Below are 25,188 nucleotides of genomic sequence, written 5' to 3'. Positions count from 1 at the left end.
ATTTCTAGATACAAAAAAAGTCCACGTTTACACGTGGACTTTGAGATTATTTAAAAGCTAAAAATTAAGCTTCTGGTTTATCTTGAGATTTCTCCTCTTTTTTAGGAGCTTCTTTTCTTTCAGGTTTAGGTAATAAAGCCTTACGAGATAATTTCATTTTCTTTTTATCATCGTACCCTAAGAATTTAACGTCAATTTTATCTCCGATGTTTAATGCATCTTCAACTTTCTCTAAACGTTTGTGCTCAATTTCAGAGATGTGTACTAATCCTTCAACTCCTTTAGAGATTTCTACGAAAGCTCCGAATGGTTTAATTGATTTTACAACAGCGTGATAAACACCATCAATTTCTGGAACGAAAGCAATTTGCTTGATACGCTCTACTACTCTATCGATGTTTTCTTGGATTACACCATTGATTTCTACACGTCCGTAAGTTTCTTCTTCAGTAATTGCAATAACTGTTTCAGTTTCTTTTTGCATTTCTTGAATCACTTTTCCTCCAGGACCGATAACTGCTCCGATGAATTCTTTAGGAATTTCAACTACAACAACTTTAGGTGCATTTGGTTTTAATTGTGGACGAGGTGCATCAATCGTTTCTAAGATTTTTCCTAAGATATGCTCACGACCTTCTTTCGCTTGTAATAAGGCAGTTTCCATAATCTCCATAGATAATCCTTGTACTTTGATGTCCATCTGACAAGCAGTGATTCCATCAGCTGTACCTGTAACTTTGAAGTCCATGTCTCCTAAGTGATCTTCATCCCCTAAGATATCAGATAATACAGTGAATTTACCAGATTTAGGATCTGTAATTAATCCCATCGCAATACCAGAAACTGGTTTTTTGATTGGTAAACCTGAATCCATTAACGCTAATGTACCTGCACAAACTGTTGCCATAGAAGAAGAACCGTTAGATTCTAAAACTTCAGAAACAATACGTACTGTGTAAGGACAATCGTCTGGTAAAATTTGTGCTAATGCTCTTTGAGCTAAGTTTCCGTGTCCAATTTCACGACGAGAAGTTCCTCTTAATGGACGAGCTTCACCAGTTGAGAATGGAGGGAAATTATAATGTAAAAAGAATTTTTCGTCGAAGTTTGTAACTACACCATCAACCATGTTTGCATCTTTAGAAGAACCTAAAGTTACAGTAGCTAATGCTTGAGTTTCCCCACGTGTGAAAATTGCTGAACCATGAGTAGATGGTAAGTAATCGATTTCTGACCAAATTGGACGAATCGTTTTTGGATCACGACCGTCTAAACGAATTCCTTCATTTAAAATTAATTGACGTACGGCTTCTTTTTGTACATCGTGGAAGTAAATATGAGCAAATGGTTTAACACGTGCTAATTCTTCTTCATCCTCAGCATATTGAGCTAAGAATTCTTCTTCTACTGCTGCAAATTTTTCACCTCTTTCGTTTTTATCAGAAGGTGTTTTTGCAATTTCGTAATATTTATCGTAAGCATATGCCCAAACTTTTTCACGAATTTCTTCGTCATGAGTTTCGTGGCAGTATTCACGTTTAGGGAAAGCTTTACCAACTTTTTCTGCTAAACGCTCTTGTGCTTCAATTTGTTTTTTGATTTCTTCATGAGCAAACATGATCGCATCTAACATTTCGCGCTCAGAAATTTCACTCATTTCACCTTCTACCATTACAACAGAATCTTTAGAAGCTCCTACCATAATATCGATATCAGCTCTATCTAATTGTTCTTTAGAAGGGTTAACCATTAATTTTCCATCTAAACGGATTACACGTGCTTCGGAAATTAATGTAAAAGGAATATCAGTAATTGCAATTGCTGCAGAAGCTGCTAAACCTGCTAATGCTTCTGGCATTACATTTTTATCGTAAGACATTAAAGAGATCATTACCTGAACCTCTGCGTGAAAATCTTCTGGGAACATCGGACGTAAAACACGGTCTACTAAACGCATTGTTAATACTTCGTCGTCTGATGGTTTTGCTTCTCTTCTAAAGAAGTTCCCTGGTATACGTCCTCCTGCATAGAATTTTTCTCTATAATCTACCGTTAAAGGTAAAAAATCTACACCTGGATTTGCATCTTTGTTTGCTACTACTGTAGCTAATAACATGGTGTCACCCATGCGTACAACCACAGATCCGTTTGCTTGTTTAGCTAACTTCCCTGTTTCGATTGTAATTTCTCTTCCGTCCGAAAGAGACACTTTTTCTGTGATCGCCTGTGGAATCATTCGTCTTCTTATCTATTTAATTCGTCTATAATTGGAGCCGTTTGCTCCAATATTTTATAAATGTAGTTTATTTATAATTATTTTGGAAAAAAAAAAAGGCAATTATTTTCAATTGCCCTTTCTTTTATAATTTAAAATTACTTACGTAATCCTAATTCAGCGATAATTGCACGGTAACGTGTAATATCTTTTTTCTTTAAGTAGTCTAATAAAGACTTACGCTTACCTACTAAAAGAACTAAAGATCTTTCTGTGTTAAAATCTTTTCTGTTTTTCTTTAAGTGACCAGTTAAATGGTTGATACGGTAAGTGAATAAAGCGATTTGTCCTTCAGCAGATCCTGTATCTTGTGCTGATTTCCCGTGCTTAGCGAAAATTTCGCTTTTTACTTCTGATGTTAAGTACATGCAAATATTATTTAATAATTATTATGTAATGAGCTGCAAATTTACAATAATTATCCAATTCTACAACGATAATTATAAACTTTATTTTAAAGGAATAATTTAAATCAAATAAAAAAAGCAAGTATTAAAAACACTTGCCTTTTAAATATAAATTCTGTAATAATTAAGATCCTAATATGTCTAAAACATCTTGGTATCCTCCTCCATTATATACATCTTCTAAACCTTGAGATTGTAAAAATATCGCAGCATTTCCTGAACGATTTCCACTTCTACAAAAAACAATAATTGGTTGTTCCATTGCTTTAATCTCTTCTACTCTATGAGGAACATCACCTAATGGAATATTGATTGCATTAGGAACAAATCCGTCCATATCTAATTCGTGTGGTTCACGTACATCGATTAACGTACCGTTTCCACTTTTAATAGCTTCTACTGTTGTCATACTAATTACTCTATTTCGATTTAAAAACCAAGCTTTGATTTTCTTAAACATAATTCTTACCAAATTTTGATACGATCCTTTTTCGGAACGTATAATTTATCTCCTTCTTTCACACCAAATGCATCATAAAACGCATCAATATTAATTAATGGTCCGAAAGAACGGTAATAACCAGGAGAATGAGGATCAGTTTTCACTTGGTTCTCTAACGCTGCTGGCGTAGCTTTTGTTCTCCAAATTGTTGCCCAAGATAAGAAGAATCTTTGTTGTGGAGTAAATCCGTCGATATTTCCATAAGTACCTTTATCTTTTAAATACATTTGTAAACCGTCAAATGCAACAGAAGCACCACCTAAATCACCGATATTTTCTCCTAATGTAAATTTACCATTTACAAAAACTCCAGGAACTGGTTCGTATTTATCGTATTGAGAAGCTAATGCCTGTGAAGCTGCTTTAAATTTAGATTCATCTTCAGCTGTCCACCAGTTTACTAAATTACCATCACCATCGTATTTTGCACCAGAATCATCAAATCCGTGTGAAATTTCATGTCCAATTACTGCTCCAATTCCACCAAAGTTAACTGCAGCGTCTGCACGGTAATCGTAGAAAGGCGCTTGTAAAATTGCTGCTGGGAATACAATTTCATTTGCTGAAGGGCGGAAATATGCATTAACAGTTTGTGGAGACATTCCCCAACGAGATTTATCTACTGGTTTACCTAAATCTTTCATCATTTCGTTGAAAGAGAATTTACGTAATTCTAAACTATTTTCTAATAAAGAACCACCATTTACAGGCGATTTAACAACTAACTCAGAATAATCTTTCCATTGATCTGGGTAACCAATTTTAACTGAGAATTTATTTAATTTTTCAATCGCTTTTACTTTTGTATCAGCAGACATCCACTCTAACTCGTTAATGTGTTTGTCAAAAGATTTGAATAAATAATCAATTAATTCTTTTGCGTTAGCTTTAGCTTCTGGTGGGAAATTATCTTTTACATATTCCTTACCTACTAATTCACCAACTACACCATTAACAAAACCTAAACCACGTTTGTCTAAACTACGTTGAACTTGTTGACCACCTAATTTTTTACCGAAAAATTCAAAATTCATGTCTTCTAATTCACGTGTAGATGAACCAGCAACACTATTTACAAATTGGTATTTTAAGTAATCTTTAATGATAGGTAAATTCTCTTGCGTTAAGATTTGATCTAAATTTTGAAAATATTTTAATTCTCCAATAATTACTTGATCAACATTTACATTAAATTTTGCTAAGTAAGCTTGTAAATCAACATTCTTAACTAAAGAATTTAATTCATTTACCTTGATAGGATTGTAACGTTTTTCTGGATCGCGGCTTTCTACATTATTTTTTAAATAAGAAGCAATTTGTTTTTCGAAAGCAACAACTCCTGGACCTTTTAAATCACGTGTTTTTTGACCTGCATAAGCAGAAACTTGAGAAACGTAATCTGTATAATCTAATAATGTTTTACGATTTTTTTCGTCATCTACTTGGTAGTAAGTACGACCTAAACCTAAAGAACCTCCTCCTAAATATACAGCATTAGCATTAGAATCTTTCATATCAGAAGAGATATAGAAAGAGTAAAATGGATTACGTCCAATTGGTGTAACCTCAACTAAATATGCTTGTAAATCATTTAAATTTTGAATTGCATCAATTTGATTTAAATACTTTTGGATTGGTGATAATCCTGTTGCATTACGTGCATCATAATTTACGTAAGAACGGTATAAATCTGTAATTTTTTGATTATCAGAACCTTCTTTGTAGTATTCTTTTAATAAACCTTTTACTAAATCTAAAGTTACTTTATCAGTATTCTCACGCAACTCATCAAAACTTCCCCATCTTGAACGGTCTGAAGGAATAACTGCTGTTTTCATCCAGTTTCCGTTTACATAACTATAAAAGTCATCCTGTGGACGAACAGAAGTATCCATATAATCTAAGTTGATCGCTTGGTACTTTTCTTGAGCGTTTACAAGCATTGATGTACATGCAAATGCAGCAACAAGTAAGTGTTTTTTCATGTTATATTACTTTAATTCTTTTACTATCGTAGTCTTACAAATTTAATTAGATATTTCAATTCGGCTTAATACTTCTACATAAAATAAATTTTATCGACTAATTTTTAAAAAATTCTAAAAAAATCTAATGAACATTTATCAAAATAACCATTAGATGCGCGATACAAAATATTATTGTTAATAATTAAACCTTCATTTCATTATTGAATCTACAAAAACTTATTATCTTTGAATAGCAAACAAATTAATAATTTTTGAATGGAAACCGAAACGATTTTAATTACAGGTGCATTAGGACAAATTGGTTCTGAATTGGCCGAAAAATTAAAAACTATACACGGAAAAGAGAATGTTATTATCTCTGACATCCGTGATCCTAAAGACGTTAACTATGATGGGATTTATGAAGTGATTGATGTTTTAGACACAAATCGTATCAAAGAAGTTATCTCAAAACATAATGTAAAAACTGTTTATCATTTAGCTGCTTTGCTTTCAGGAACTGCTGAAAAAAATCCAATGTTCGGATGGAAATTAAATATGGACACTTTATTAACGTTTTTAGAATTAGCGAAAGATAAAGTCATCGATAAAATTTTCTGGCCTTCATCTATCGGAGTTTTCGGTCCTGATACCCCAAAAGATAATACGCCTCAAAATACAGTTCAAACTCCTTCTACGGTATATGGAATATCAAAATTAGCTGGTGAATATTGGTGTAAATGGTACCAACAAAATCATGGTGTTGATGTGCGTTCTGTACGTTTCCCTGGATTAATTTCTTGGAAAACTCCTGCTGGTGGTGGAACTACTGATTATGCTGTTGATATCTATTACAAAGCTATCGAGGAAGGAAAATACACATCTTTCTTACAAGAAGGTACATATTTACCAATGTTATATATGGATGATGCTATTGATGCAATCATTCAATTAATGACAACTGATGCTGAAAAATTAGTAGAATTTAAATCTTATAACTTAGGAGGATTAAGTTTTGCTCCTGAGCATTTAGCAGAAGAAATTAAAAAACATATTCCAAGTTTTGAAATTTCTTATGAACCCGATTTCCGTCAAGCAATTGCAGATTCTTGGCCATCATCAATCGATGATACAGTTGCAAAACAAGATTGGGGATATGCTCCTAAATTCTCTACAGAGAAAATGACTGAAACAATGTTAGATAATTTACGTGTAAAATTAGCAGTTTCTTAATTACATCACGTTTAAGCATAAAATCATGCTCTTTGGTTAGGTTTTTAAAAAATTCTAATCAAAGAGCATTTTTTATATCATCAAAAATCATGTGGATAATTAAATTATTACCTAATTTGATGTTAAATTTAAAGGAAATTATTTAGGATAATTTTAATATATTAAAACTAACAAAAACGTTAAAATATAGTACTTTTGCATCCTCATACCAATAAATAAAATTTTTAGATATACAAATCAACAAATTGATGTTCAATTAATTTGTTACAATTTCAAATGTGGTGTTTGAAATATAAAAAAGCCTTCTTTGCAGAGATGGCTTTTTATTTTCTATTTAATTTCATTTTTATGAATTGAAGATTCGATGTAAATTGCAGAAAATTGTAATAATGGATTCGAAAATCATCGATTTTTTAAAACAAAACTATTCTCAAGAAGCCATCAACACCATAACTCTTTTACCTGGTGGAGGTTCTGAGAGAAAATATTATCGATTTTGGGATCAAAACCAATCCTATATTTTAGCTCAAAGCAATAATGTTGACGAAAACAAAACTTTTTTAGCTTACTCAAAACAGCTTTTTCAAATCACACCTTTCATTCCGCAAATCTTTTTTGTAAGTGATGATTTTACTTTATATACTCAAACTGATTTAGGCGATAAAACGTTATTGAATTACATTTCAACTGATTTAGAATCAGCGAAAAAATATTTTTATCCTATTTTAGATCAATTAGCAGAAATACAATTTAAAGCGAAAAATACAATTAATTTTAAGGAAAGTTTTTCCTATCCAAAACTAGATAAAACATTAATTTTAAGAGATTTATTTCAATTTAAATTTTACTTTTTAAACACCATCGGAATCAATTTTAATCAAGGAAAATTAATTAAAGATTTCGATTTATTCGCCTCACAATTTGATCAATTAGCACCAAAAGGATTTGTCTTTAGAGATTTTCAGTCCAGAAATATTATGATAAAGGATAACCAACCCTATTTTATTGATTATCAAGGTGGTTTATACGGTCCTATTTTCTACGATTTTGTCTCGCTTATTTGGCAGGCAAAGGCTAATTTACCAATAGAATTTAAGAAAGAATTATACAATTATTATTTCGAAAAAGTAAAGAAATTAGATCCTAATGCAATCACAATTGACTCTAGAACGTCGTACGAATATTGTGTTGTTGCACGATTATTACAAGTTTTAGGAGCTTATGGATTAAGAGGTTTAATTGAAAGAAAACCTCATTTTATCGAAAGTATTTCTTATGGTTTAGATAATTTAAAATCAATTATCGATTATCCTATTTTACAAAATTATCCAGAATTAAAACATATTATTAAAGTTCTAATGCAACCTGAAACGTTGGAACGAGTAAATCAAAAAATAAATGGCTAAATTAAACATTAACGTACGTAGTTTTTCGTATAAAAATGGAGGAATTCCGACTGATCCAACTGGAAATGGTGGTGGATTTGTATTTGATTGTCGTGGAGTTTTAAACCCAGGTCGTATTCAAGAATATAAGACACGAACTGGTCGTGATGAAGGCGTGAAAAATTACTTAGAAACTGAAACTAAAATTCAAGAATTTTTAAATGGAGTTTTCCAAGTGATTGATATTTCTATTGAAGATTATTTGAATCGCGGATTCGAAAATTTAGAAATCAATTTTGGATGTACAGGAGGGCAACATCGTTCGGTATATTCGGCTGATGCAACTGCAAAACATATCGAAGAAAAATTCCCTGATGCACAAGTTACAGTTCAGCACGTTGTGCAAGAGTCGAAAAACTGGATTAACGAAGCGTATTAAGAAATGAAAGCGATGCTTTTTGCGGCCGGATTAGGTACGCGTTTAAAACCATTTACAGAAAATCATCCAAAAGCGTTGGCTCCTGTTAATGGGAAACCTTTGTTACAACGAAACATTGAATATTTAAAAAGCTTTGGTATTAATGAAATCGTGGTAAATGTTTTTCATTTTGCCGATCAAATAATAGATTTTTTAAACCAAAATGATAATTTCGGAATTACCATTCACATTTCTGATGAGCGTCCAGAAGTTTTAGAAACTGGCGGTGGTTTAGTGAATGCTAAACATTTTTTTGATGAAGATTTTTTAGTCATGAATGTGGATATTTTAACTGATTTAAATACCACAGAATTCATTACAGCTCATCAAGAAAATAACGCTTTAGTTACATTGGCAGTTTCTGACAGAAACTCATCAAGAAAATTATTCTTTGATGAAACAAATGCTTTAAAAGGTTGGAAAAACTTAAATTCTGACGAAGAAATTAAATGCATTGAAACTTTAGATCATTGTAAAGAATTGGCTTTTAGCGGGATTCATTTAATCAATCCAAAAGTATTTGAAATGATTTCAGAAACTGGAAAATTCTCAATCATGAAAGTTTACATGGAATTAATGAAAACAGAAACAATCTTAGGATTTGATCATTCGGGTGGAATATTAATCGACGTTGGTCGACCATCAAGTGTTTTAGAAGCAGAAAAAATTTTTAAATAAAAAAAGCCGGAATTATTTTCCGGCTTTTTTGTATATTCAAAAGATGAAAAAAAGAAATCCTATATTTTTAATTCTTGGTTTAGTATTCTTTATTTTAGCTATTACAACTAAAAATTATTTTTACATTGTTCCAGCAATTCTATTTATGATTGCAGGATTATTGCAAAATAAAAAAGGTAATACTAACTCTTAATTAAAGATCAAATTTACCATCAACATAATACCATTTTCCGGCTTCTTTTTGGAATCCAGATAATTCTTCATGTTCATAAAAATCTCCAAAATTATCTTGATAATAAGCTTTGAAATGAACATAATTATCCCACGCTTTTACCACTTCTAATTTCAACCAAATATTTTGTTTAGACCAATCATCAATTTCTTTTTTTGAATGATAAGGTCTTTTACTTGGATGCGTCGTTTCAACTAAATAATCAGTCAAATTCATCGCAAATGCGGTATAACGCGAACGCATTAACAATTCTGGTGTTTGTGGCAAAACCTCATCTTTATGAAAAGGTTCACAACAGTCTTTATAATCTTTTCCTGAACAACAAGGACATTCCATAACTATACTTCTTATATCCCTCAAAGGTAAGAATTACTTGTTTCGGTGAAAATGATAATGATCTTGAATTACAGTTTTTATAAAATCAATAAATCCTAAACCATCAGATTTTACATCCATAATTCCTTCTAATTTACGCGTTAAGGCTTCTAAAATTTCATAATTATCTGATTTTAAAGCTCTCTGAAAATTATCATTAACAATATTAATATCACGATCTGATAATTTAGATACTTCTGGAAAACGAATGACGTAGTTATCATCCAAATCTTTAAAAATTGTTTGATGTAGATCTAATTTTGATTTTAAACTAATCAAAACCGTATTTGCAGCAATATCGCCTAAACGTTGACCTTTTTTATTAAGAATAATTGTAAAAAAAGCAACCGAACAAAAAGTGAATGTGATTTCGAAAATACCTATTAACCAACGTGTAAAATAATTATAAAAAGATGCTGCCTGCCCATCCATTTGTACTACACGAATTTGAGTAACCCACTTCCCTATCGTTTGTCCATTCATGATGGTTTCTAACAATACAGGATAGATTAATGATGGCAAAAGTAATAAACTATATGTGCCCATTTCTAGCCAATCATCTTCAAAACGAACATTTTCAAGTATCTCAAAAATAAGATACATATAAGCAAATCTAAGAATCACATCAATAATAAAAGCTAAAATTCGAGGACCTAATACTGCAATATTATATTCGATTTGTACGTTTTGAGGTGTATTGACTAAAAGTTTATTCATATATTTGGATTAACTGAACTATCTACTAAATATTATGCGTGAAGCTCATTTTATTGATAAAAATAAATCGAAATGGGTGAATATCGAACACAACTTAAAAAATAAGAGCGATATTCATCCTGATGTACTTTCTAATAATTATATCGAAATTACTAACGATTTAGCTTATGCCCAAACATATTACCCAAAAAGTAAAACTAAAGATTATCTGAATGAGTTAGCACTTTTTGCACACCAAACGTTATACAGAGACAAAAAAATCGATCAAAATCAATTGATTGATTTCTTCCTGAATAAAGCTCCGAAAGCTATTTTTCATAATAGAAAAATGCTTTTATTTTCTTTCCTTATTTTTTCTTTTTTTACCGTTATCGGGATTTTATCTTCCGCGTACGATGTTGATTTTATCCGACAAATTTTAGGTAACGAATACGTTGACATGAGTTTGAAGAATATAGCAAAAGGAGATCCTGCAGCGGTTTATAAAGGTGGAAGCGACATCGGTTCTTCAATCGGAATTACAATAAATAATATTCGCGTTGCCTTTTTAGCTTTTGCATTAGGAATTTTCTTCAGTCTTGGAACCGGATATATTTTAATGCAAAACGGAATTATGTTGGGTGCTTTCCATTATATGTTTTACCAAGAAGGTGTTTTAGGAAAAGCGATGAGCGGAATTTGGATACACGGTACAATCGAAATTTCAGTTATTATAATTGCAGGTGCTTGTGGTTTAATGCTTGGAAATAGTTTTATGTTTCCTGGAACGTTAAAACGTGTTGAAAATTTAAAAATCAAAACAAAAGAAGCAATTACAATTCTTATCACGACAATCCCATTGTTTATAGTAGCTGGATTTTTAGAAGGCTACGTTTCACGTCTGTATGATTTAAACATATATTTTAGTCTTTCTATTATATTGATTTCGTTATTCCTTATCATCTATTATTACATCATTTTCCCATATTTACAAGCCAAAAAATACCAATGGACTACAAGAGCATATTAATTGAACCAAAAAATATATCGAAATTAATCAAGACGTATTTTATTCTATTTTTTCAAAATTATAAGACATTAATTCCATTTAACATCATTGTGTTAATTGGCTTTTACTTTATTATTGGGAAAGTAGAAAGTGAAATTTATTCAGAAAACTATATCTTCGATTACATCACAAAATCAATCTATTATGTATTGTTTTTTACATTACCCGTCAGTTTTATTTCTACGTTTTATTTGACTTTATTAGAAAATAGAAAACCTACAATAAGTAATATTACAGATGTATTTTTAAATCATTATTCGAAGTTATTAACCGCTAATGCAGGCTTAACACTTGTCGTTTTTCTACTCAATTTTTCGGTTAAAAATACTTTGTTGATGTATCAATATTACGATCCTTTTATTTTCTTCTTTATAGAATTTGTAAATGCAATCATCTATTTTATAGCAATATTAATCATCTATCAATTAAATCCTTACAAGAGTAAGCTTCTGAGTTATCTCAATAACAAATTAATTAAATACACACTTACACTATTCATTTTAATGCTGATTTCTATCTTATTATATAGAATTACATTTAATGTTTTTGTTATAACTGTGAATGTATTTGAAGATTTATTAGGCACATCAACTGCTGAATATTTATATCATTACGGATCAATCATCGTAGAATATATCAATACAATAGCCGTTTTTACCATATTTATTTTCATTTATTATTGTTTTACTGCAGAGGTTAAAAACACTCATATTCTAAATGAAATCAACGAAATAAACTTAGGATTAAATGATGAAGAAGATGATGAAATATAAGTTGAATTATTTGTTGGTTTTCTTACTTTCTTCGGTGTTTTCCTATGCACAAAATACCGCTAAAGAGTATGAAAATTTTAAAGCAAAATATAATACAAAAGAATTTGAATATATTGTTGAGAAGGAAAAAGTAAAAAAAGAAGATGAACCAATGAATATGGATTGGTTAAACTCTTTACTTTCTTATTTAGAAAATCTTCAATGGTCATATATTTTGTATTCTATTCTGGGATTATCTTTGCTTTTAATTTTATATAAATTGTATCAAAATGGAATGATTTTCCAATTCAAATCCGAAAATAAAACTGGCGAATACGACGAGCATTTTGATTATATCGAAAATAATCTTTTAACGATAGATCTTGTTGATTTAATCAACAAGGCTAAAAATGATAAAGATTTTCGTTTAGCAATCCGTTATTATCACTATCAAAACACTCAAAATTTAGCGCAAAAAGAATATTTGATTTGGGATCCGAAAAAGACCAATCAACAATTAATTAAACAAATCAAAAAAGAAGATATCAGAAATTTATTTGATAATAACACACAAATATTTAATCAAGTTTGGTTTGGTAATTTCGAATTAAACGAGGATAACTTCACGACATTTGAGGCAAATTTTAACTATTTAAACAAAATCGTATGAATGGAAAATTAATCAAAATTTTGGTAGGATTTTTCATTTTGTCTATTGGATGTTTAATCTTATTAGCCATATTTAGTACACCTAAAACAAATTGGGAAATCAAATTTAAGAAAGAATCCAAATCACCTTTTGGTTTATACATCTTATACAACGATTTGCAACATTTAACGGGTGCTAAGAAAGTAATCGAAGTAAAGAATTTAGAAGATTTAAAAGATCTTAATCCAAAAACTGATGTGATCTTTTATATTGATACCAATAATAAGTCTTCTTTTCAAGTATTAAAAGAAATCAATGATTTAAATAAGAGAGAATTTAAATTGTTTTATGCCGATAGTCAAAATTATAATTCTAAAATAATTGAAGAATCAACTAAAACTAAAATCAATACAATTGAATTAGAAATCTATCAAAATCGTTATACAAACGAAGCAAAATATTTCAATAGTTTAAAAAATGTAGAAACCATTGGAACCGTTACTATTCGAGATTCTGTTTTCACAAACTTTATGATCGAAAAGAACAATAAAATGGTTAGATATACGCATGCTGATCCTTTATTATTTTCAAACTTTTATTTATTAAACCCTGAAGGATACGCCTACGCGAAAGAATCATTAAAACCTTTGAATAATAAAAATGTGTATTGGATAAATCCGGATAGAAGTTATGCAACAAATGACAATAACCTATCGCCACTTTCATTCATCTTATCTCAACCAGAATTAAAAGCTGCGTGGTATGTGTTATTGGCTGCTATATTCTTATATCTAATTTTCAAATCAAAAAGAGAACAAAAGATTATTCCTATTGTAAATCCAGAGAAAAATTTATCACTTGAATACTCCAATGTTATTGCATCGATGTATTACGAAAGTGGTAAACCACAAGATATTATAAAGAAAAAAATTGACTATTTCTATTATACACTTCGTAAACAATTTAACATTGCAACTGATAATGTTTTTGATGAACATTTTATCTATGTTTTGGCTCAAAAAGCACAAATTACTGAAGCTGAAGTAGTAGAATTTATTACAGAATTGGATAATTTATATCAAAATCCAAAAACACAATTAAAAGACGTTAACCGAACGTATCATATTATTGAAAACTATAAAACGAAAGCCCATATCATATGAGTACACCAGATAAATTTATGCCATTTGAAAACAGAATTGATGTTTCAGATATCCAAGCAAAAGTTGTAGAAATAAAGAAAGAATTAAGAAAAGTAATCGTAGGACAAGAAGATGTAATTAATCAATTAGTTATTGCTTTATTATCTAACGGACACTCATTAATAGAAGGTTTACCAGGTGTTGCCAAAACAATGATGGCTAAATTACTTGCTAAAACTATTCAATCAGATTTTTCAAGAATTCAATTTACACCAGATTTAATGCCATCTGATGTTACAGGTTCATCCATATTAAATATGCAAACCAATGAATTTGAATTCAAAAAAGGCCCTATTTTCTCAAATATTATCTTAATTGATGAAATAAATCGATCGCCAGCAAAAACACAAGCTGCTTTATTTGAATGTATGTCCGAAAATCAAGTTACAGTAGATGGAACAACTTACAAGTTAAATCCTCCTTTTTTAGTTTTCGCTACGCAAAACCCGATTGAGCAAGAAGGAACTTATCGTTTACCTGAGGCACAATTAGACCGTTTTATGTTCAAGATTAATGTTGGTTATCCTGAATTAGAAGATGAAATTACACTGCTGACAGAACAACAAGATCGTAAAAATATTGATAAAGAAACCTTAATAAATACTGTTATTTCAGGACAAAAAATTACTGAATTTCAAGATCGAATCAAGTCAATATTTGTGCATGCTGATATTATTAAATTCATCGCAACATTAGTTTTCCAAACACGTACAGATCAAAATCTTTATATAGGAGCTTCTCCTCGTGCAAGTATTGCATTATTAGACGCTGCAAAAACTGCTGCCGCAATTGATGGTCGAGATTTCGTAATTCCAGAAGATGTTAAAAACGTAGCTTACGCAATTTTAGGACATCGTGTAGTTTTAATGCCAGAGAAGGAAATGGAAGGATATTCGACAGAAAATATTATCCAACAAATTATAGATCGTGTTGAAATTCCACGCTAATGAAATGGTTTAAAAACATTTATCTAAAAAATCAATTCTTTTACGCACTTATTGGATTAGCTGCGGCATTTGTCGTTTCTTTCTTTTTTAAGAGTCTTTTTCCTATCATTAAATTTGGATTGATTCTTTTGCTTTTAATTCTGATTATAGATTTTATCGTTCTTTTTTTTACGAATAAAACGGTTTATACAGAACGTATTTATCCTGAACGTTTTTCTAATGGAGATTTTAATGATTTAAAAATTAAGATACAAAATCAATATAAATTAAATCTGAATTTTAGATTGATTGAAGAACTTCCAATTCAGTTCCAAAAAAGAGATTTTGAAAAGCATGTACGATTAAAAAAAGGCGAAAATAAAACAATTAGTTATCGCCTACGCCCTACTCAACGTGGCGAATATACATTTGGGAATCTTAATGTTTTTGTATCATTTTTAGGATTTTTTGAAAGAAAAATTATTCAACAAGAGCATCTAAACATCAAAACATATCCTTCCTATTTACAAATGCGTCAATATACACTTTTGGCAACTACAAATCAGTTGCATCAAATAGGTATAAAACGAATTAGAAGGATTGGTTCTAACACAGAATTTGAAAATATCAAACCTTATTCTCGTGGAGATGAATACCGTTTAATCAATTGGAAAGCGACTGGAAAAGCGCACAAATTGATGGTTAATCAATACCAAGAAGAAAAATCTCAACCAGTTTATAATATAATTGATTTAGGACGTTCGATGCGAATGCCTTTTAACGAATTAACTTTATTGGATTATGCTATAAATTCAAGTTTAGTTTTATCTAACGTAACTTTAGTTAAAGACGAAAAGGCGGGATTAATTACGTTTAATAAAAAAGTTGAAAATCATATATTGGCTGACAAGAAAAATCATCAAATGCAAGTGATTTTAGAAGCTTTATATGCTACAAAAACGGATTTTAAAGAGACTGATTTTGGAAGATTATACAGCTATACTAAAAAGAAATTACCGCAACGATCTTTGCTTTTTCTTTACACAAATTTTGAATCTTTAGATGCTTTAGAAAGACAAATTCAGTATTTAAAATTAATTAAAAAGAGTCATGTTTTAGTCGTTATTATGTTTAAAAACACTGAACTAAATACTTATGCCCAAAGTAAACCTGATAATGTGATGGATATTTACCGACAAACAATTGCAGAAAAAATTAATTTCGAGAAAGAATTAATTATTAATAAACTGCATCGTTACGGAATTCATACTATTTATACTGAGCCAAGTGAATTGACGGTGAATTCTATTAACAAATATTTAGAACTTAAAGCAAGAGGTTTATTTTAAAGTTAAACGTTTGTTAATCTATCTCTTAAAAAAATACTATTCATTTATTCGCGTAGTTATCTTTTTAAACAAAACATTTATGAAATTAAAATTAAGTTTATTCGCAGCCTTTTTCTTTTTGATTTTTTCTTCGTTAACATTTGCTAACGACGATCCTAAAAAGATTACGATTGTTTTAGACGCTGGTCATGGCGGAAATGATTTTGGAGCAAAAAATTCATTTTTCATCGAAAAAGATTACACGTTGGAAATTGTAAAAGCTGTAAAAGAAAGAAATAAAAACGCAAATATCGAAATTGTTTTAACGAGAGATTCAGATCAATTTTTAGAGTTAAACGAACGTGCTGCATTCATCAATAAAATAAAGCCAAACTATTTTATATCTGTGCATCTAAATAGCGCAACAAGTAATGTTAAAAATGGATATGAAGTTTTTCATGCTCCTACTAATTCTAATGCTAAAATATTAGCAGAAAATTTTATTCAACATGTAAATTACCCATTACAAAATCTTGGCGTTAAAACTGCTAATTTTCTTATACTTAGAGAAACTCAAGTTCCCGGAATTCTTTTCGAAGTTGGTTTTATATCAAATCAAAATGACGCATCCTATATAACGAGCGAAGAAGGAAAGGAAAAAATAATTTCTGAAATTTTAAATTTTATCCAAAAATAGAACGATTATTGCATTTTATTATTCGCACTTAATATCCCTTGAATATAAAATGAGAAAAATTGTTTTTTTGTTCACGCTATTTTTAGCGTCAACTCTTTTCGCAAATGATAATAATGACGGTAAAAGAGTTATTGTATTAGACCCTGGTCACGGAGGTGTAGATACTGGAGTTAAAAGTGAGGAGTTCCAAGAAAAGGAAATTGTATTAAAAATTGCGAAATTAATAAAGGAACGCAATAAATTTCAAGATACAGAATTCATTATCTTAAGGACAGAAGACGAACAGATGAGTAATGAAAATAGAGCGAAATTAATTAGTAATTTCAACCCTGATTTAGTTCTTTCCTTGCATGTTCATTCCAATGTTAAATCTTCGGTAAAAGGTTTAGAAGCGCACATTTCACCAATGAATAATTGTTTTGACGATTCTAAACAATATGCCGAAAAGATTAATAATAAATTAATGGATTTAGGATTTGAGAATATTGGAATTAAAGAAAACAATACAAAAATTCTTCGCGATCCTTTAGCTCCAACTGTAATGCTGCATATCGGTCATCTAACAAATCAAGAAGATAAAGCCATCGTTACAAACGAAAATAATTACATCTTAATTGCTGATAAAATTTTAGAAGCATTAGAATAAAATAAAAAAGCGAACCTTTCGGTTCGCTTTTCATTTATTATATAATTTCTTAACAATTATTTCCATCAACATCACAAGCTGTACCATCATTTGCCGAAGCATCAAAATGATCTTTTTCGTAAGCTTGAGTTAAAGCTGAAACAAAATACTCAACAGGTTGCGCACCAGATAAAGCGTATTTTCTATCAATCACAAAAAATGGAACGCCAGTTACTCCAATATTACGAGCGTCTAAAACATCAGATGCAACTTCAAATACAAACGCATCAGAATTTAGCATTTCTAAAGTTTCAGTCTTATTTAAACCAATTTCAGAACCAATTTCTGCTAAGGTTTCGTAATCCGCTACATTTTTATTCTCTGTAAAATAAGCTTTAAATAAACCTTCTTCTGCTTCTGAAGCTAAACCCTTAGATTGTGCAAATTGGATTAATCGATGTGCATCACCAGTGTTTATCATAATATTTCCTTCATTAAAAGAAATACCATAAGCCTCTCCCATTTCATTCAAACGAGATTTAGACGCTTCAACTTGTTCTAAACTATAACCTCTTTTTTCAAAATAATCTTTCGCTTCAGTAGGTTCAGTTTTACTTAAATCAGCATCTAATTGATAACTTTTCCAAAAAACTTGGATTTTGTCTTTATATGGAATTTGTGCTAATGCAGTTTCGAAGTTTTTTTTTCCGATGTAACAAAATGGGCACATTACATCTGACCAAATTTCTATTTTCATATTGAAAAATTTTAGGTGTAAAAGTTTGTAAAATTAAGCTTTTATTTTAACCTAACACGGTTATTTTTCGTCTTTTTGTTGATTAACTTTTGAATCTCAAACAACTAAAAATTTATCAACAAAATTTAATAAGTTTTTAATGAAAAAAGGCTTTAAAATTTGTTTAAATTTAGGTTTAAATTACCTTTGTATCGAACCAAGAATTACGAAATAATCATTTTTATTTTCTTAAATTCAAACAATAACAAACAAAACAAATATGTCAACACACGTAGTTGTCGGTCTTCAATGGGGCGACGAAGGAAAAGGAAAAATTACTGATGTTTTAGCAGAAAAATCAGATTACGTCGTACGTTATCAAGGTGGTAATAATGCTGGACACACAGTATATGTAGGAGACGACAAATTCGTTTTACATTTATTACCTTCTGGTGTTTTACAATGTAAAGGTAAATGTATTATTGCAAACGGAGTTGTTGTAAATCCTGAAGCTTTCTTTAACGAAATCGAAAAATTAGAAGCAAGAGGATTATCTACAGATCATGTTTTCATCAGTAGAAGAGCGCATATTATTATGCCTTACCATATTTTATTAGATGAATATCGTGAAGAATTTGCAGGAAAAGATTCTCAAATTGGAACAACAAAACGTGGTATTGGTCCATGTTACGAAGATAAAGTTGCTCGTGTTGGTATCCGTGCAATCGATTTATTAAATCCTGAGATTTTAAAAGAAAAAATCAAAGAAAATTTAATCGTTAAAAATGCTTTATTCGAAAAATTATTCGAAAAAGATCCTTTAACTTTAGAAGAAATCTACGATAAATATGTTGCTTACGGTGAGCGTTTAAAAGACCGTATTATTGATACTGAATTAGAAATTAACGAAGCGATTGACCAAGGTAAAAATGTATTATTTGAAGGTGCACAAGCTTTAATGTTAGACATTGATTTTGGTACTTATCCATTCGTAACTTCTTCATCTCCTACAACTGGTGGAGTTTGTGTTGGAGCTGGTGTTCCACCCACAAAATTACAAAACTTAATTGGTGTATCTAAAGCATATTGTACGCGTGTTGGTAATGGTCCATTCCCAACAGAATTAGATAACGAATTAGGTGAACATATCCGTCAAGTTGGTCACGAATTTGGAGCTTCTACAGGTCGTCCACGTCGTACAGGTTGGTTAGATTTAGTAGCTTTAAAGCATGCTTGTATGATTAACGGAATTACACATTTAGTCATTACAAAATTAGATGTTTTAACAGGTTTAGATACAATCAAAGCATGTACTGCATACAAAACTGAAGATGGTAATGTTATAAATTACTTCACTTCTTCTACAAATAAATTAGATTCTTATGAATCAATTTACGAAGAAATGCCAGGTTGGTCTGAAGATATTACATCTGTAAAATCTTTTGACGAATTACCTCAATCAGCACAAGATTACATCCATTTCATTGAGAATTACTTAGGTATCGATGTATATTTAGTTTCTGTTGGTCCTGAAAGATCACAGAACATCATTAGAACAAATTTATTCTAATAGCTATATAACTTAGCCCAACATTGTTGGGCTTTTTTTAATTACTATTTTAATTATATTGAAATCATTTTTATGAATGAAATTTTAGAGCGACTTAAAACCTTAAACTTACAAATTGAAAATGTTTACCCTGTTAAAGGTGGTAATTTAAATGATACATATAGAATTGAATCATTTTCTAAAAAATATTTCTTAAAGTTAAACACCGCTCAAAATTTCCCTCACCTTTTCGAGAAAGAAGCAAAAGGTTTAAAAGCACTTGCTGAAACCGAATTATTTGATATTCCCGAAATTATTACAAACGGTGAAACAGATAATGACTTCCAATATCTGATTTTAGATTGGATAGAAAAAGGTGATGCAACAATAGAAAATTGGGAGAAATTTGGTCATAATATGGCTAAATTCCATCAAAATACAAATGAACAATTCGGTTGGTCTGAAGATAATTATATTGCGATTATGGTTCAGCCAAATAGCTACAAATCAACTTGGGTAGATTTTTATTCGAACAATAGAATTTTACCAATGATTAAACTTTTGGCAGATAAAAAAGTATTAAAACCGAAAGAAATTAGAGCAGCTAATCGTTTATGTACCGAATTAATAAATATTTTTCCGGAAGAAAAGCCAGCTTTACTTCATGGTGATTTATGGAATGGTAACATTTTAACTCGTGAAAATGGAGATATTACGCTAATTGATCCAGCTATTTATTATGGTCATCGCGAAATGGATATTGCCTTAGCTGATTTATTTGGAGGTTTTGATGATGCTTTTTTCAAGACCTATAACGAAGTATTTCCATTACAAGGAAATTTTGAAGATCGAAAACAAATTGCTCAATTGTATCCTTTATTGATTCATGCATTCCTTTTCGAAGGTTATTACATCAAAGATGTACAAGCAATTCTTAAAAAGTTTCAATATTAATTTCATAACAAAACAAACATACACAATGAACAAATATCAAAATCCTTTAGAATCTAGATACTGTAGCGACGAAATGTTATATAACTTTTCTCCAGAAAAAAAGTTTACAACATGGCGTCAATTATGGATTGCATTAGCTGAAATTGAAAAAGATTTAGGTCTTGACATTACAGATGAACAAATTCAAGATTTAAAAGATAATGTAAACAATATCGATTACGTTAAAGCGGCAGAATACGAAAAGAAATTCCGCCACGATGTAATGGCTCACGTACACGCTTACGGTGATGTTGCGCCGAGCGCTAAAGCCATTATTCACTTAGGAGCAACTTCGGCTTTTGTTGGCGATAACACAGATTTAATTCAGATTCGTGATGGATTCGAATTAATCAAAAAACAAATTGTAAACGTTATTAATGGGTTAGGTAAATTTGCTAAAGAATACAAAAGTTTACCAACATTAGGTTTCACACACTTTCAACCAGCTCAATTAACAACGGTTGGTAAACGTGCTACATTATGGTTACAATCTGTATTATTAGATCTAGAAGAATTAGAATTCAGAATTGAAACTTTACGTTTCCGTGGAGTAAAAGGTACTACTGGTACTGCTGCTTCTTTTAGCGAATTATTTGATGGCGATTATGACAAAGTGAAGGAATTAGACCGTCGTTTATCAGAGCGTTTTGGTTTCAAAAATGTATTTGCTGTTTCAGGACAAACTTACGATCGTAAAATTGATGCACAAGCTTTAAATATTTTAAGCAATATTGCTCAATCAGCACATAAATTCACGAATGATTTAAGATTATTACAAAATTTAAAAGAAATTGAAGAACCTTTCGAGAAAAATCAAATCGGATCTTCAGCAATGGCGTACAAACGTAACCCAATGCGTTCGGAAAGAATTTCTTCTTTAGCAAAATTTGTTATATCTTTAGCTGCATCTCCAGCAATGGTTGCTTCAACACAATGGTTTGAAAGAACTTTAGATGACTCTGCTAACAAACGCTTAGCGATTCCACAAGCTTTCTTAGCGATTGATGCAATTTTAATTATTTGGAATAACATTTTAGATGGATTAGTGGTTTATCCGAAAATCATCGAAAAACATATTATGGAAGAGTTACCATTTATGGCTACTGAATACATAATTATGGAAGGTGTGAAAAATGGTGGTGACCGTCAGGAATTACACGAAATTATTCGTACACACTCGATGGAAGCTGCTAGACAAGTTAAAATGGAAGGTAAACACAATGACTTAATCGAACGTATTATTGCGGATGACGAAGTTAAAATTGACAAGGATAAATTAGTTGAATTACTTGATCCGAAAAACTTTATCGGTTTTGCTGAAGAGCAAACTGAAGATTTCTTAAAAGATTTAGTAGACCCTATCGTCGAAAAATATAAAGAGTTTTTAGGTACTAACACAGACCTAAAGGTTTAAAATTAACAACAAACTACGTGAGGAACACAAAAAAAGCATCTCTTTCGAGATGCTTTTCTATTATATTAAAATTCAAGTTTTTTAAATTTGTAAAATAAATTCAGACTAATTGATGATGTTTCACCTTTCATATACTCGCCTACGTCAAATTTAGAATTTATATTATATCTAGCTTTAACACCAATATTCTTCCATTGATATCCTGCACCTAAACTAAAAGAAGAAATATTATCAATATCTGTTTTACTAGATTCTGAATACACCACTTCTGTATAATTAGAATTAGCTAAATCTAATTTAATATTATAAAATGCTCCTACAAATAATTTATGATCTGTATCATTCATGACATAATATTGTAAACCAAGAGGAATTTCAATAATCTTACGTTCAACCGCTAATCCAAATCGAGAATTTGCTTGAACATCTTGACGTTTGAAGTGAAAATAATTAGCTTCCATCGCTAACGCATAACGATTCTGTAAAAATGGAAATTGATATTCCGCGTTAATACCAAAAGTTGGAGATACCGCTGAAAAATTATGAGAAGCTTCATAAACAGGATAATTAACATAATTTTTCTCTGAACGAATTCCTGCTTGAATTCCAAATTCAATTTTATTTTTTGTAATTACATCTTGCCTATGCTGAAATTCACCATTTGTAATACAAGAATTATAATCAATAAAATATTTTTCTAACGAATTTTTACTGTAGTTTACTTTGTTCAAATTCACATCACCACAATAAACATTAGATCTTAATTGATTCTTAAATTGTTCATTTTTTTTTGTTGTAGTTTGATTATCTCTATATATTTTATAAATTAATGGTTTAATATCACCATCTTCTTTACTAAAAAAATATGTAATAGTTGTGTTATTATCATGTACATATAATTTAGAAGGCCCATTTACGGTAGTTTTTAGAAAGGTAGAAATTTCAACCCATTCTGGTTGTTTGATTTCTGAAATTCGATTATAAAATTGGCTCGATTTATCAATATTCCCATTATAGCTTACGTAGTTAATCCCATTGTCTAAACCAAACTCTTTGATTGTTTTTGGTGTATATTTTTTAATTTCCCCATTATGTTTAACCTCAATCTCATTTGGATTCCTTGCCCAATCTTGATAAGATATTTCAACTGGAATAGTTTTGTTATTTAAATCAATAATATATCCTTTTTCATATTTATTTTGAGCAGCTAATGGAAATGTAACTAAAGTAAGTAGTAAGTAAAATTTTTTATTCATTTGTAAGGTTATAAATTACTATTAATATATAAATCAAAAATATGTTCAATTTCTGGATTTATACTTCTTGTTACAAAATCCATAGGTTGTGGCGCATTATGCATTAAAATATCACCTTTTGGTGAGATGATGATAAAACGTGGAATAAATTTAACTTTATAATCTAATCCAAAGCTACTGCTGGTAACACCTGCATACAATTGCTCTCCAGACATTTCTTCATCCTTAACCATTCTTATCCATTTCTCTTTGTTTTTTTCAGGATCTATAGATACACTAAGAAATACAATTCCTTTATCGCTATATTTTTTTTCTAATTCTTTTATTGCTGGTATTTGAACACGGCATGGCCCGCACCATGTTGCCCAAATGTCCATGTAGATTAATTTACCTTTATAATCACTTAAAGATTTCTTTACACCATTATTATCGAACAACGTAAAATTAGGAGCTTTTTCTAAGGCGATGTCTTCAAATTTCGTGTCGTTTTCAATATGTACTGAATTTACATTTTCAATATTTTCATCAATTAAATCTTTCGTTTCAGTAGTATTACAACTTATAAAAAATATAAACATAATACCTCCAATAAGTAAATTCTTCATGATCCAAATATACATAATCTGGCATTATCATATAATTAACGCCTCAAAACTTGACAAAGGGGTATCTGAGATTGTATATTTGTAAAAAAATTTGCGATTATGAAAATGAAAACCTCCGATTTCGATTTTAATTTACCTGAAGAATTATTAGCGGAACACCCAGCTGAAAATAGAGATGAAGCTCGTTTAATGGTTGTTCACCGTGATACCGGAGAAATTGAACATAGATTATTCAAAGACGTAATCGAATACTTCGACGAAGGTGATGTTATGATTCGTAACAACACAAAAGTTTTTCCTGCTCGTTTAATGGGTAATAAAGAGAAAACTGGGGCTAATATCGAAGTTTTCTTATTAAGAGAATTAGATGCAGAGACTCGTTTATGGGATGTTTTAGTAGATCCAGCTCGTAAAATTCGTATCGGAAACAAATTATTTTTCGATAATGACGATACATTAGTTGCGGAAGTTGTTGATAATACTACTTCTCGTGGACGTACTTTACGTTTCTTATTTGATGGATCTTACGAAGAATTTCGTGCAAAATTAAAAGAACTTGGAGAAACTCCACTTCCTAAATATATTTTACGTGACGTTGAACCAGAAGATGCAGAGCGTTACCAAACAATCTACGCAAAACACGAAGGTGCTGTTGCAGCTCCAACGGCTGGTTTACACTTCTCTAAACACTTATTAAAACGTTTAGAAATTAAAGGTGTTGATTTTGCTGAATTAACTTTACATATTGGTTTAGGTACTTTTATCCCAGTTGAGGTTGAAGATTTATCTAAACATAAAATGGAATCTGAGCAGGTAATTATCCCTCAAGAATCTGTTGATTTAGTTAATAATGCAATTGACAATAAAAAGAAAGTTTGTGCTATTGGTACAACAACAATGCGTTCTATTGAGTCTTCTGTTTCTGCAGATGGTCATTTAAATGCATACGATGGTTGGACAAACAAATTTATCCACCCACCATACGATTTCTCTATTGCAAACTGTATGATTACGAATTTCCATACGCCAAAATCTACTTTAATTATGATGATTTCAGCTTTTGCTGGTCACGATTTAACGATGAAAGCGTACAACGAAGCGGTAAAAGAAGGATACAAGTTCTATTCTTACGGTGATGCAATGTTAATCTTATAATCTA

Annotated in this window: 26 protein-coding genes; 17 read left to right on the top strand and 9 right to left on the bottom strand. The window is 30.4% G+C overall.

Annotated features, from left to right (window positions below):
* Positions 1–64 precede the first annotated feature (64 nt).
* The 4 genes from J9309_RS10185 to J9309_RS10170 form a co-directional block, all read right to left on the bottom strand.
* A complete protein-coding gene (locus J9309_RS10185; protein WP_230475776.1) occupies positions 65–2,236 on the bottom strand; it encodes a polyribonucleotide nucleotidyltransferase in 2,172 nt (723 codons plus the stop codon).
* Positions 2,237–2,373: 137 nt separating this feature from the next.
* Positions 2,374–2,643 carry a 30S ribosomal protein S15 gene (gene rpsO / locus J9309_RS10180; protein ID WP_230475775.1) on the bottom strand — a complete coding sequence of 90 codons (270 nt, stop codon included), beginning with the start codon at positions 2,641–2,643 and terminating at the stop codon, positions 2,374–2,376.
* A gap of 163 nt (positions 2,644–2,806) precedes the next feature.
* Positions 2,807–3,091 carry a rhodanese-like domain-containing protein gene (locus J9309_RS10175; RefSeq protein ID WP_230477865.1) on the bottom strand — a complete coding sequence of 95 codons (285 nt, stop codon included), beginning with the start codon at positions 3,089–3,091 and terminating at the stop codon, positions 2,807–2,809.
* Positions 3,092–3,147: 56 nt separating this feature from the next.
* Complete coding sequence (locus J9309_RS10170) at positions 3,148–5,169, bottom strand: M13 family metallopeptidase (RefSeq protein ID WP_230475774.1); 2,022 nt, start codon at positions 5,167–5,169, stop codon at positions 3,148–3,150.
* Between the two features lie 258 nt (positions 5,170–5,427).
* On the opposite strand from J9309_RS10170, the gene J9309_RS10165 reads away from it, so the two are divergent.
* The 5 genes from J9309_RS10165 to J9309_RS10145 all read left to right on the top strand — a co-directional run bounded on the left by J9309_RS10165 (position 5,428) and on the right by J9309_RS10145 (position 9,118).
* Positions 5,428–6,384, top strand: coding sequence for an NAD-dependent epimerase/dehydratase family protein (locus J9309_RS10165; RefSeq protein WP_230475773.1), 957 nt, complete (start codon positions 5,428–5,430; stop codon positions 6,382–6,384).
* Positions 6,385–6,773: 389 nt separating this feature from the next.
* Positions 6,774–7,790 carry an aminoglycoside phosphotransferase family protein gene (locus tag J9309_RS10160; RefSeq protein WP_230475772.1) on the top strand — a complete coding sequence of 339 codons (1,017 nt, stop codon included), beginning with the start codon at positions 6,774–6,776 and terminating at the stop codon, positions 7,788–7,790.
* Positions 7,783–8,208, top strand: a complete 426-nt coding sequence (locus tag J9309_RS10155) for a RapZ C-terminal domain-containing protein (protein WP_230475771.1) — start codon at positions 7,783–7,785, stop codon at positions 8,206–8,208. Before J9309_RS10160 ends, J9309_RS10155 begins: the two co-directional genes overlap by 8 nt.
* Before the next feature lie 3 nt (positions 8,209–8,211).
* Positions 8,212–8,925 (top strand): nucleotidyltransferase family protein, encoded by a 714-nt coding sequence (locus tag J9309_RS10150; RefSeq protein ID WP_230475770.1) that lies wholly within the window; start codon positions 8,212–8,214, stop codon positions 8,923–8,925.
* A gap of 43 nt (positions 8,926–8,968) precedes the next feature.
* The gene (locus J9309_RS10145; RefSeq protein WP_230475769.1) at positions 8,969–9,118 is read left to right on the top strand and encodes a hypothetical protein; all 150 of its coding nucleotides are present in this window, start codon (positions 8,969–8,971) and stop codon (positions 9,116–9,118) included.
* Here the strand turns inward: J9309_RS10145 and J9309_RS10140 are convergent, their stop codons facing one another.
* Complete coding sequence (locus J9309_RS10140; protein WP_230475768.1) at positions 9,119–9,493, bottom strand: YchJ family protein; 375 nt, start codon at positions 9,491–9,493, stop codon at positions 9,119–9,121.
* A 33-nt stretch (positions 9,494–9,526) separates the two neighbouring features.
* The gene (locus J9309_RS10135; protein ID WP_230475767.1) at positions 9,527–10,249 is read right to left on the bottom strand and encodes an RDD family protein; all 723 of its coding nucleotides are present in this window, start codon (positions 10,247–10,249) and stop codon (positions 9,527–9,529) included.
* A 34-nt stretch (positions 10,250–10,283) separates the two neighbouring features.
* Here J9309_RS10135 and J9309_RS10130 point away from each other — a divergent pair, with 34 nt between their 5' ends.
* The 8 genes from J9309_RS10130 to J9309_RS10095 all read left to right on the top strand — a co-directional run bounded on the left by J9309_RS10130 (position 10,284) and on the right by J9309_RS10095 (position 17,497).
* On the top strand, positions 10,284–11,258 hold the full coding sequence (locus J9309_RS10130; RefSeq protein ID WP_230475766.1) for a stage II sporulation protein M: 975 nt from the start codon (positions 10,284–10,286) through the stop codon (positions 11,256–11,258).
* A complete protein-coding gene (locus J9309_RS10125; RefSeq protein WP_230475765.1) occupies positions 11,237–12,070 on the top strand; it encodes a hypothetical protein in 834 nt (277 codons plus the stop codon). The genes J9309_RS10130 and J9309_RS10125 overlap by 22 nt, the downstream gene beginning before the upstream one ends.
* Complete coding sequence (locus tag J9309_RS10120) at positions 12,057–12,719, top strand: hypothetical protein (protein ID WP_230475764.1); 663 nt, start codon at positions 12,057–12,059, stop codon at positions 12,717–12,719. The genes J9309_RS10125 and J9309_RS10120 overlap by 14 nt, the downstream gene beginning before the upstream one ends.
* Positions 12,716–13,861 carry a hypothetical protein gene (locus J9309_RS10115; RefSeq protein WP_230475763.1) on the top strand — a complete coding sequence of 382 codons (1,146 nt, stop codon included), beginning with the start codon at positions 12,716–12,718 and terminating at the stop codon, positions 13,859–13,861. Before J9309_RS10120 ends, J9309_RS10115 begins: the two co-directional genes overlap by 4 nt.
* Positions 13,858–14,847 (top strand): AAA family ATPase, encoded by a 990-nt coding sequence (locus tag J9309_RS10110; protein WP_230475762.1) that lies wholly within the window; start codon positions 13,858–13,860, stop codon positions 14,845–14,847. The genes J9309_RS10115 and J9309_RS10110 overlap by 4 nt, the downstream gene beginning before the upstream one ends.
* Complete coding sequence (locus tag J9309_RS10105; protein WP_230475761.1) at positions 14,847–16,175, top strand: DUF58 domain-containing protein; 1,329 nt, start codon at positions 14,847–14,849, stop codon at positions 16,173–16,175. Before J9309_RS10110 ends, J9309_RS10105 begins: the two co-directional genes overlap by 1 nt.
* A 79-nt stretch (positions 16,176–16,254) precedes the next feature.
* Positions 16,255–16,851 carry an N-acetylmuramoyl-L-alanine amidase gene (locus J9309_RS10100; protein WP_230475760.1) on the top strand — a complete coding sequence of 199 codons (597 nt, stop codon included), beginning with the start codon at positions 16,255–16,257 and terminating at the stop codon, positions 16,849–16,851.
* 49 nt (positions 16,852–16,900) lie between these two features.
* A complete protein-coding gene (locus J9309_RS10095; protein WP_230475759.1) occupies positions 16,901–17,497 on the top strand; it encodes an N-acetylmuramoyl-L-alanine amidase family protein in 597 nt (198 codons plus the stop codon).
* Between the two features lie 49 nt (positions 17,498–17,546).
* On the opposite strand, the gene J9309_RS10090 is transcribed toward J9309_RS10095, so the two are convergent.
* On the bottom strand, positions 17,547–18,233 hold the full coding sequence (locus J9309_RS10090; RefSeq protein ID WP_230475758.1) for a DsbA family oxidoreductase: 687 nt from the start codon (positions 18,231–18,233) through the stop codon (positions 17,547–17,549).
* 259 nt (positions 18,234–18,492) lie between these two features.
* On the opposite strand from J9309_RS10090, the gene J9309_RS10085 reads away from it, so the two are divergent.
* The 3 genes from J9309_RS10085 (at position 18,493) to purB (ending at position 22,168) form a co-directional block, all read left to right on the top strand.
* Positions 18,493–19,782 (top strand): adenylosuccinate synthase, encoded by a 1,290-nt coding sequence (locus J9309_RS10085; protein ID WP_230475757.1) that lies wholly within the window; start codon positions 18,493–18,495, stop codon positions 19,780–19,782.
* A 72-nt stretch (positions 19,783–19,854) separates the two neighbouring features.
* Positions 19,855–20,715, top strand: a complete 861-nt coding sequence (locus J9309_RS10080; RefSeq protein WP_230475756.1) for a fructosamine kinase family protein — start codon at positions 19,855–19,857, stop codon at positions 20,713–20,715.
* Positions 20,716–20,740: 25 nt separating this feature from the next.
* Positions 20,741–22,168: an adenylosuccinate lyase gene (purB, locus tag J9309_RS10075; protein ID WP_230475755.1), complete on the top strand. Its 1,428-nt coding sequence runs from the start codon at positions 20,741–20,743 to the stop codon at positions 22,166–22,168.
* Between the two features lie 65 nt (positions 22,169–22,233).
* Here the strand turns inward: purB and J9309_RS10070 are convergent, their stop codons facing one another.
* Both J9309_RS10070 and J9309_RS10065 read right to left on the bottom strand, forming a co-directional pair.
* Entirely contained in the window at positions 22,234–23,424 is a 1,191-nt protein-coding gene (locus J9309_RS10070) for a PorT family protein (RefSeq protein WP_230475754.1), read from the bottom strand.
* Positions 23,425–23,432: 8 nt separating this feature from the next.
* Positions 23,433–24,029: a TlpA family protein disulfide reductase gene (locus J9309_RS10065; protein WP_230475753.1), complete on the bottom strand. Its 597-nt coding sequence runs from the start codon at positions 24,027–24,029 to the stop codon at positions 23,433–23,435.
* 105 nt (positions 24,030–24,134) lie between these two features.
* Between J9309_RS10065 and queA the strand changes: the two genes are divergently transcribed.
* Positions 24,135–25,184 (top strand): tRNA preQ1(34) S-adenosylmethionine ribosyltransferase-isomerase QueA, encoded by a 1,050-nt coding sequence (gene queA, locus J9309_RS10060; RefSeq protein ID WP_230477864.1) that lies wholly within the window; start codon positions 24,135–24,137, stop codon positions 25,182–25,184.
* Positions 25,185–25,188 lie beyond the last annotated feature (4 nt).

It is taken from the genome of Faecalibacter bovis, assembly GCF_017948305.1.
Classification (GTDB): Bacteria; Bacteroidota; Bacteroidia; order Flavobacteriales; family Weeksellaceae; genus Empedobacter; species Empedobacter bovis.
This window is presented reverse-complemented; position numbering and strand designations above follow the sequence as displayed.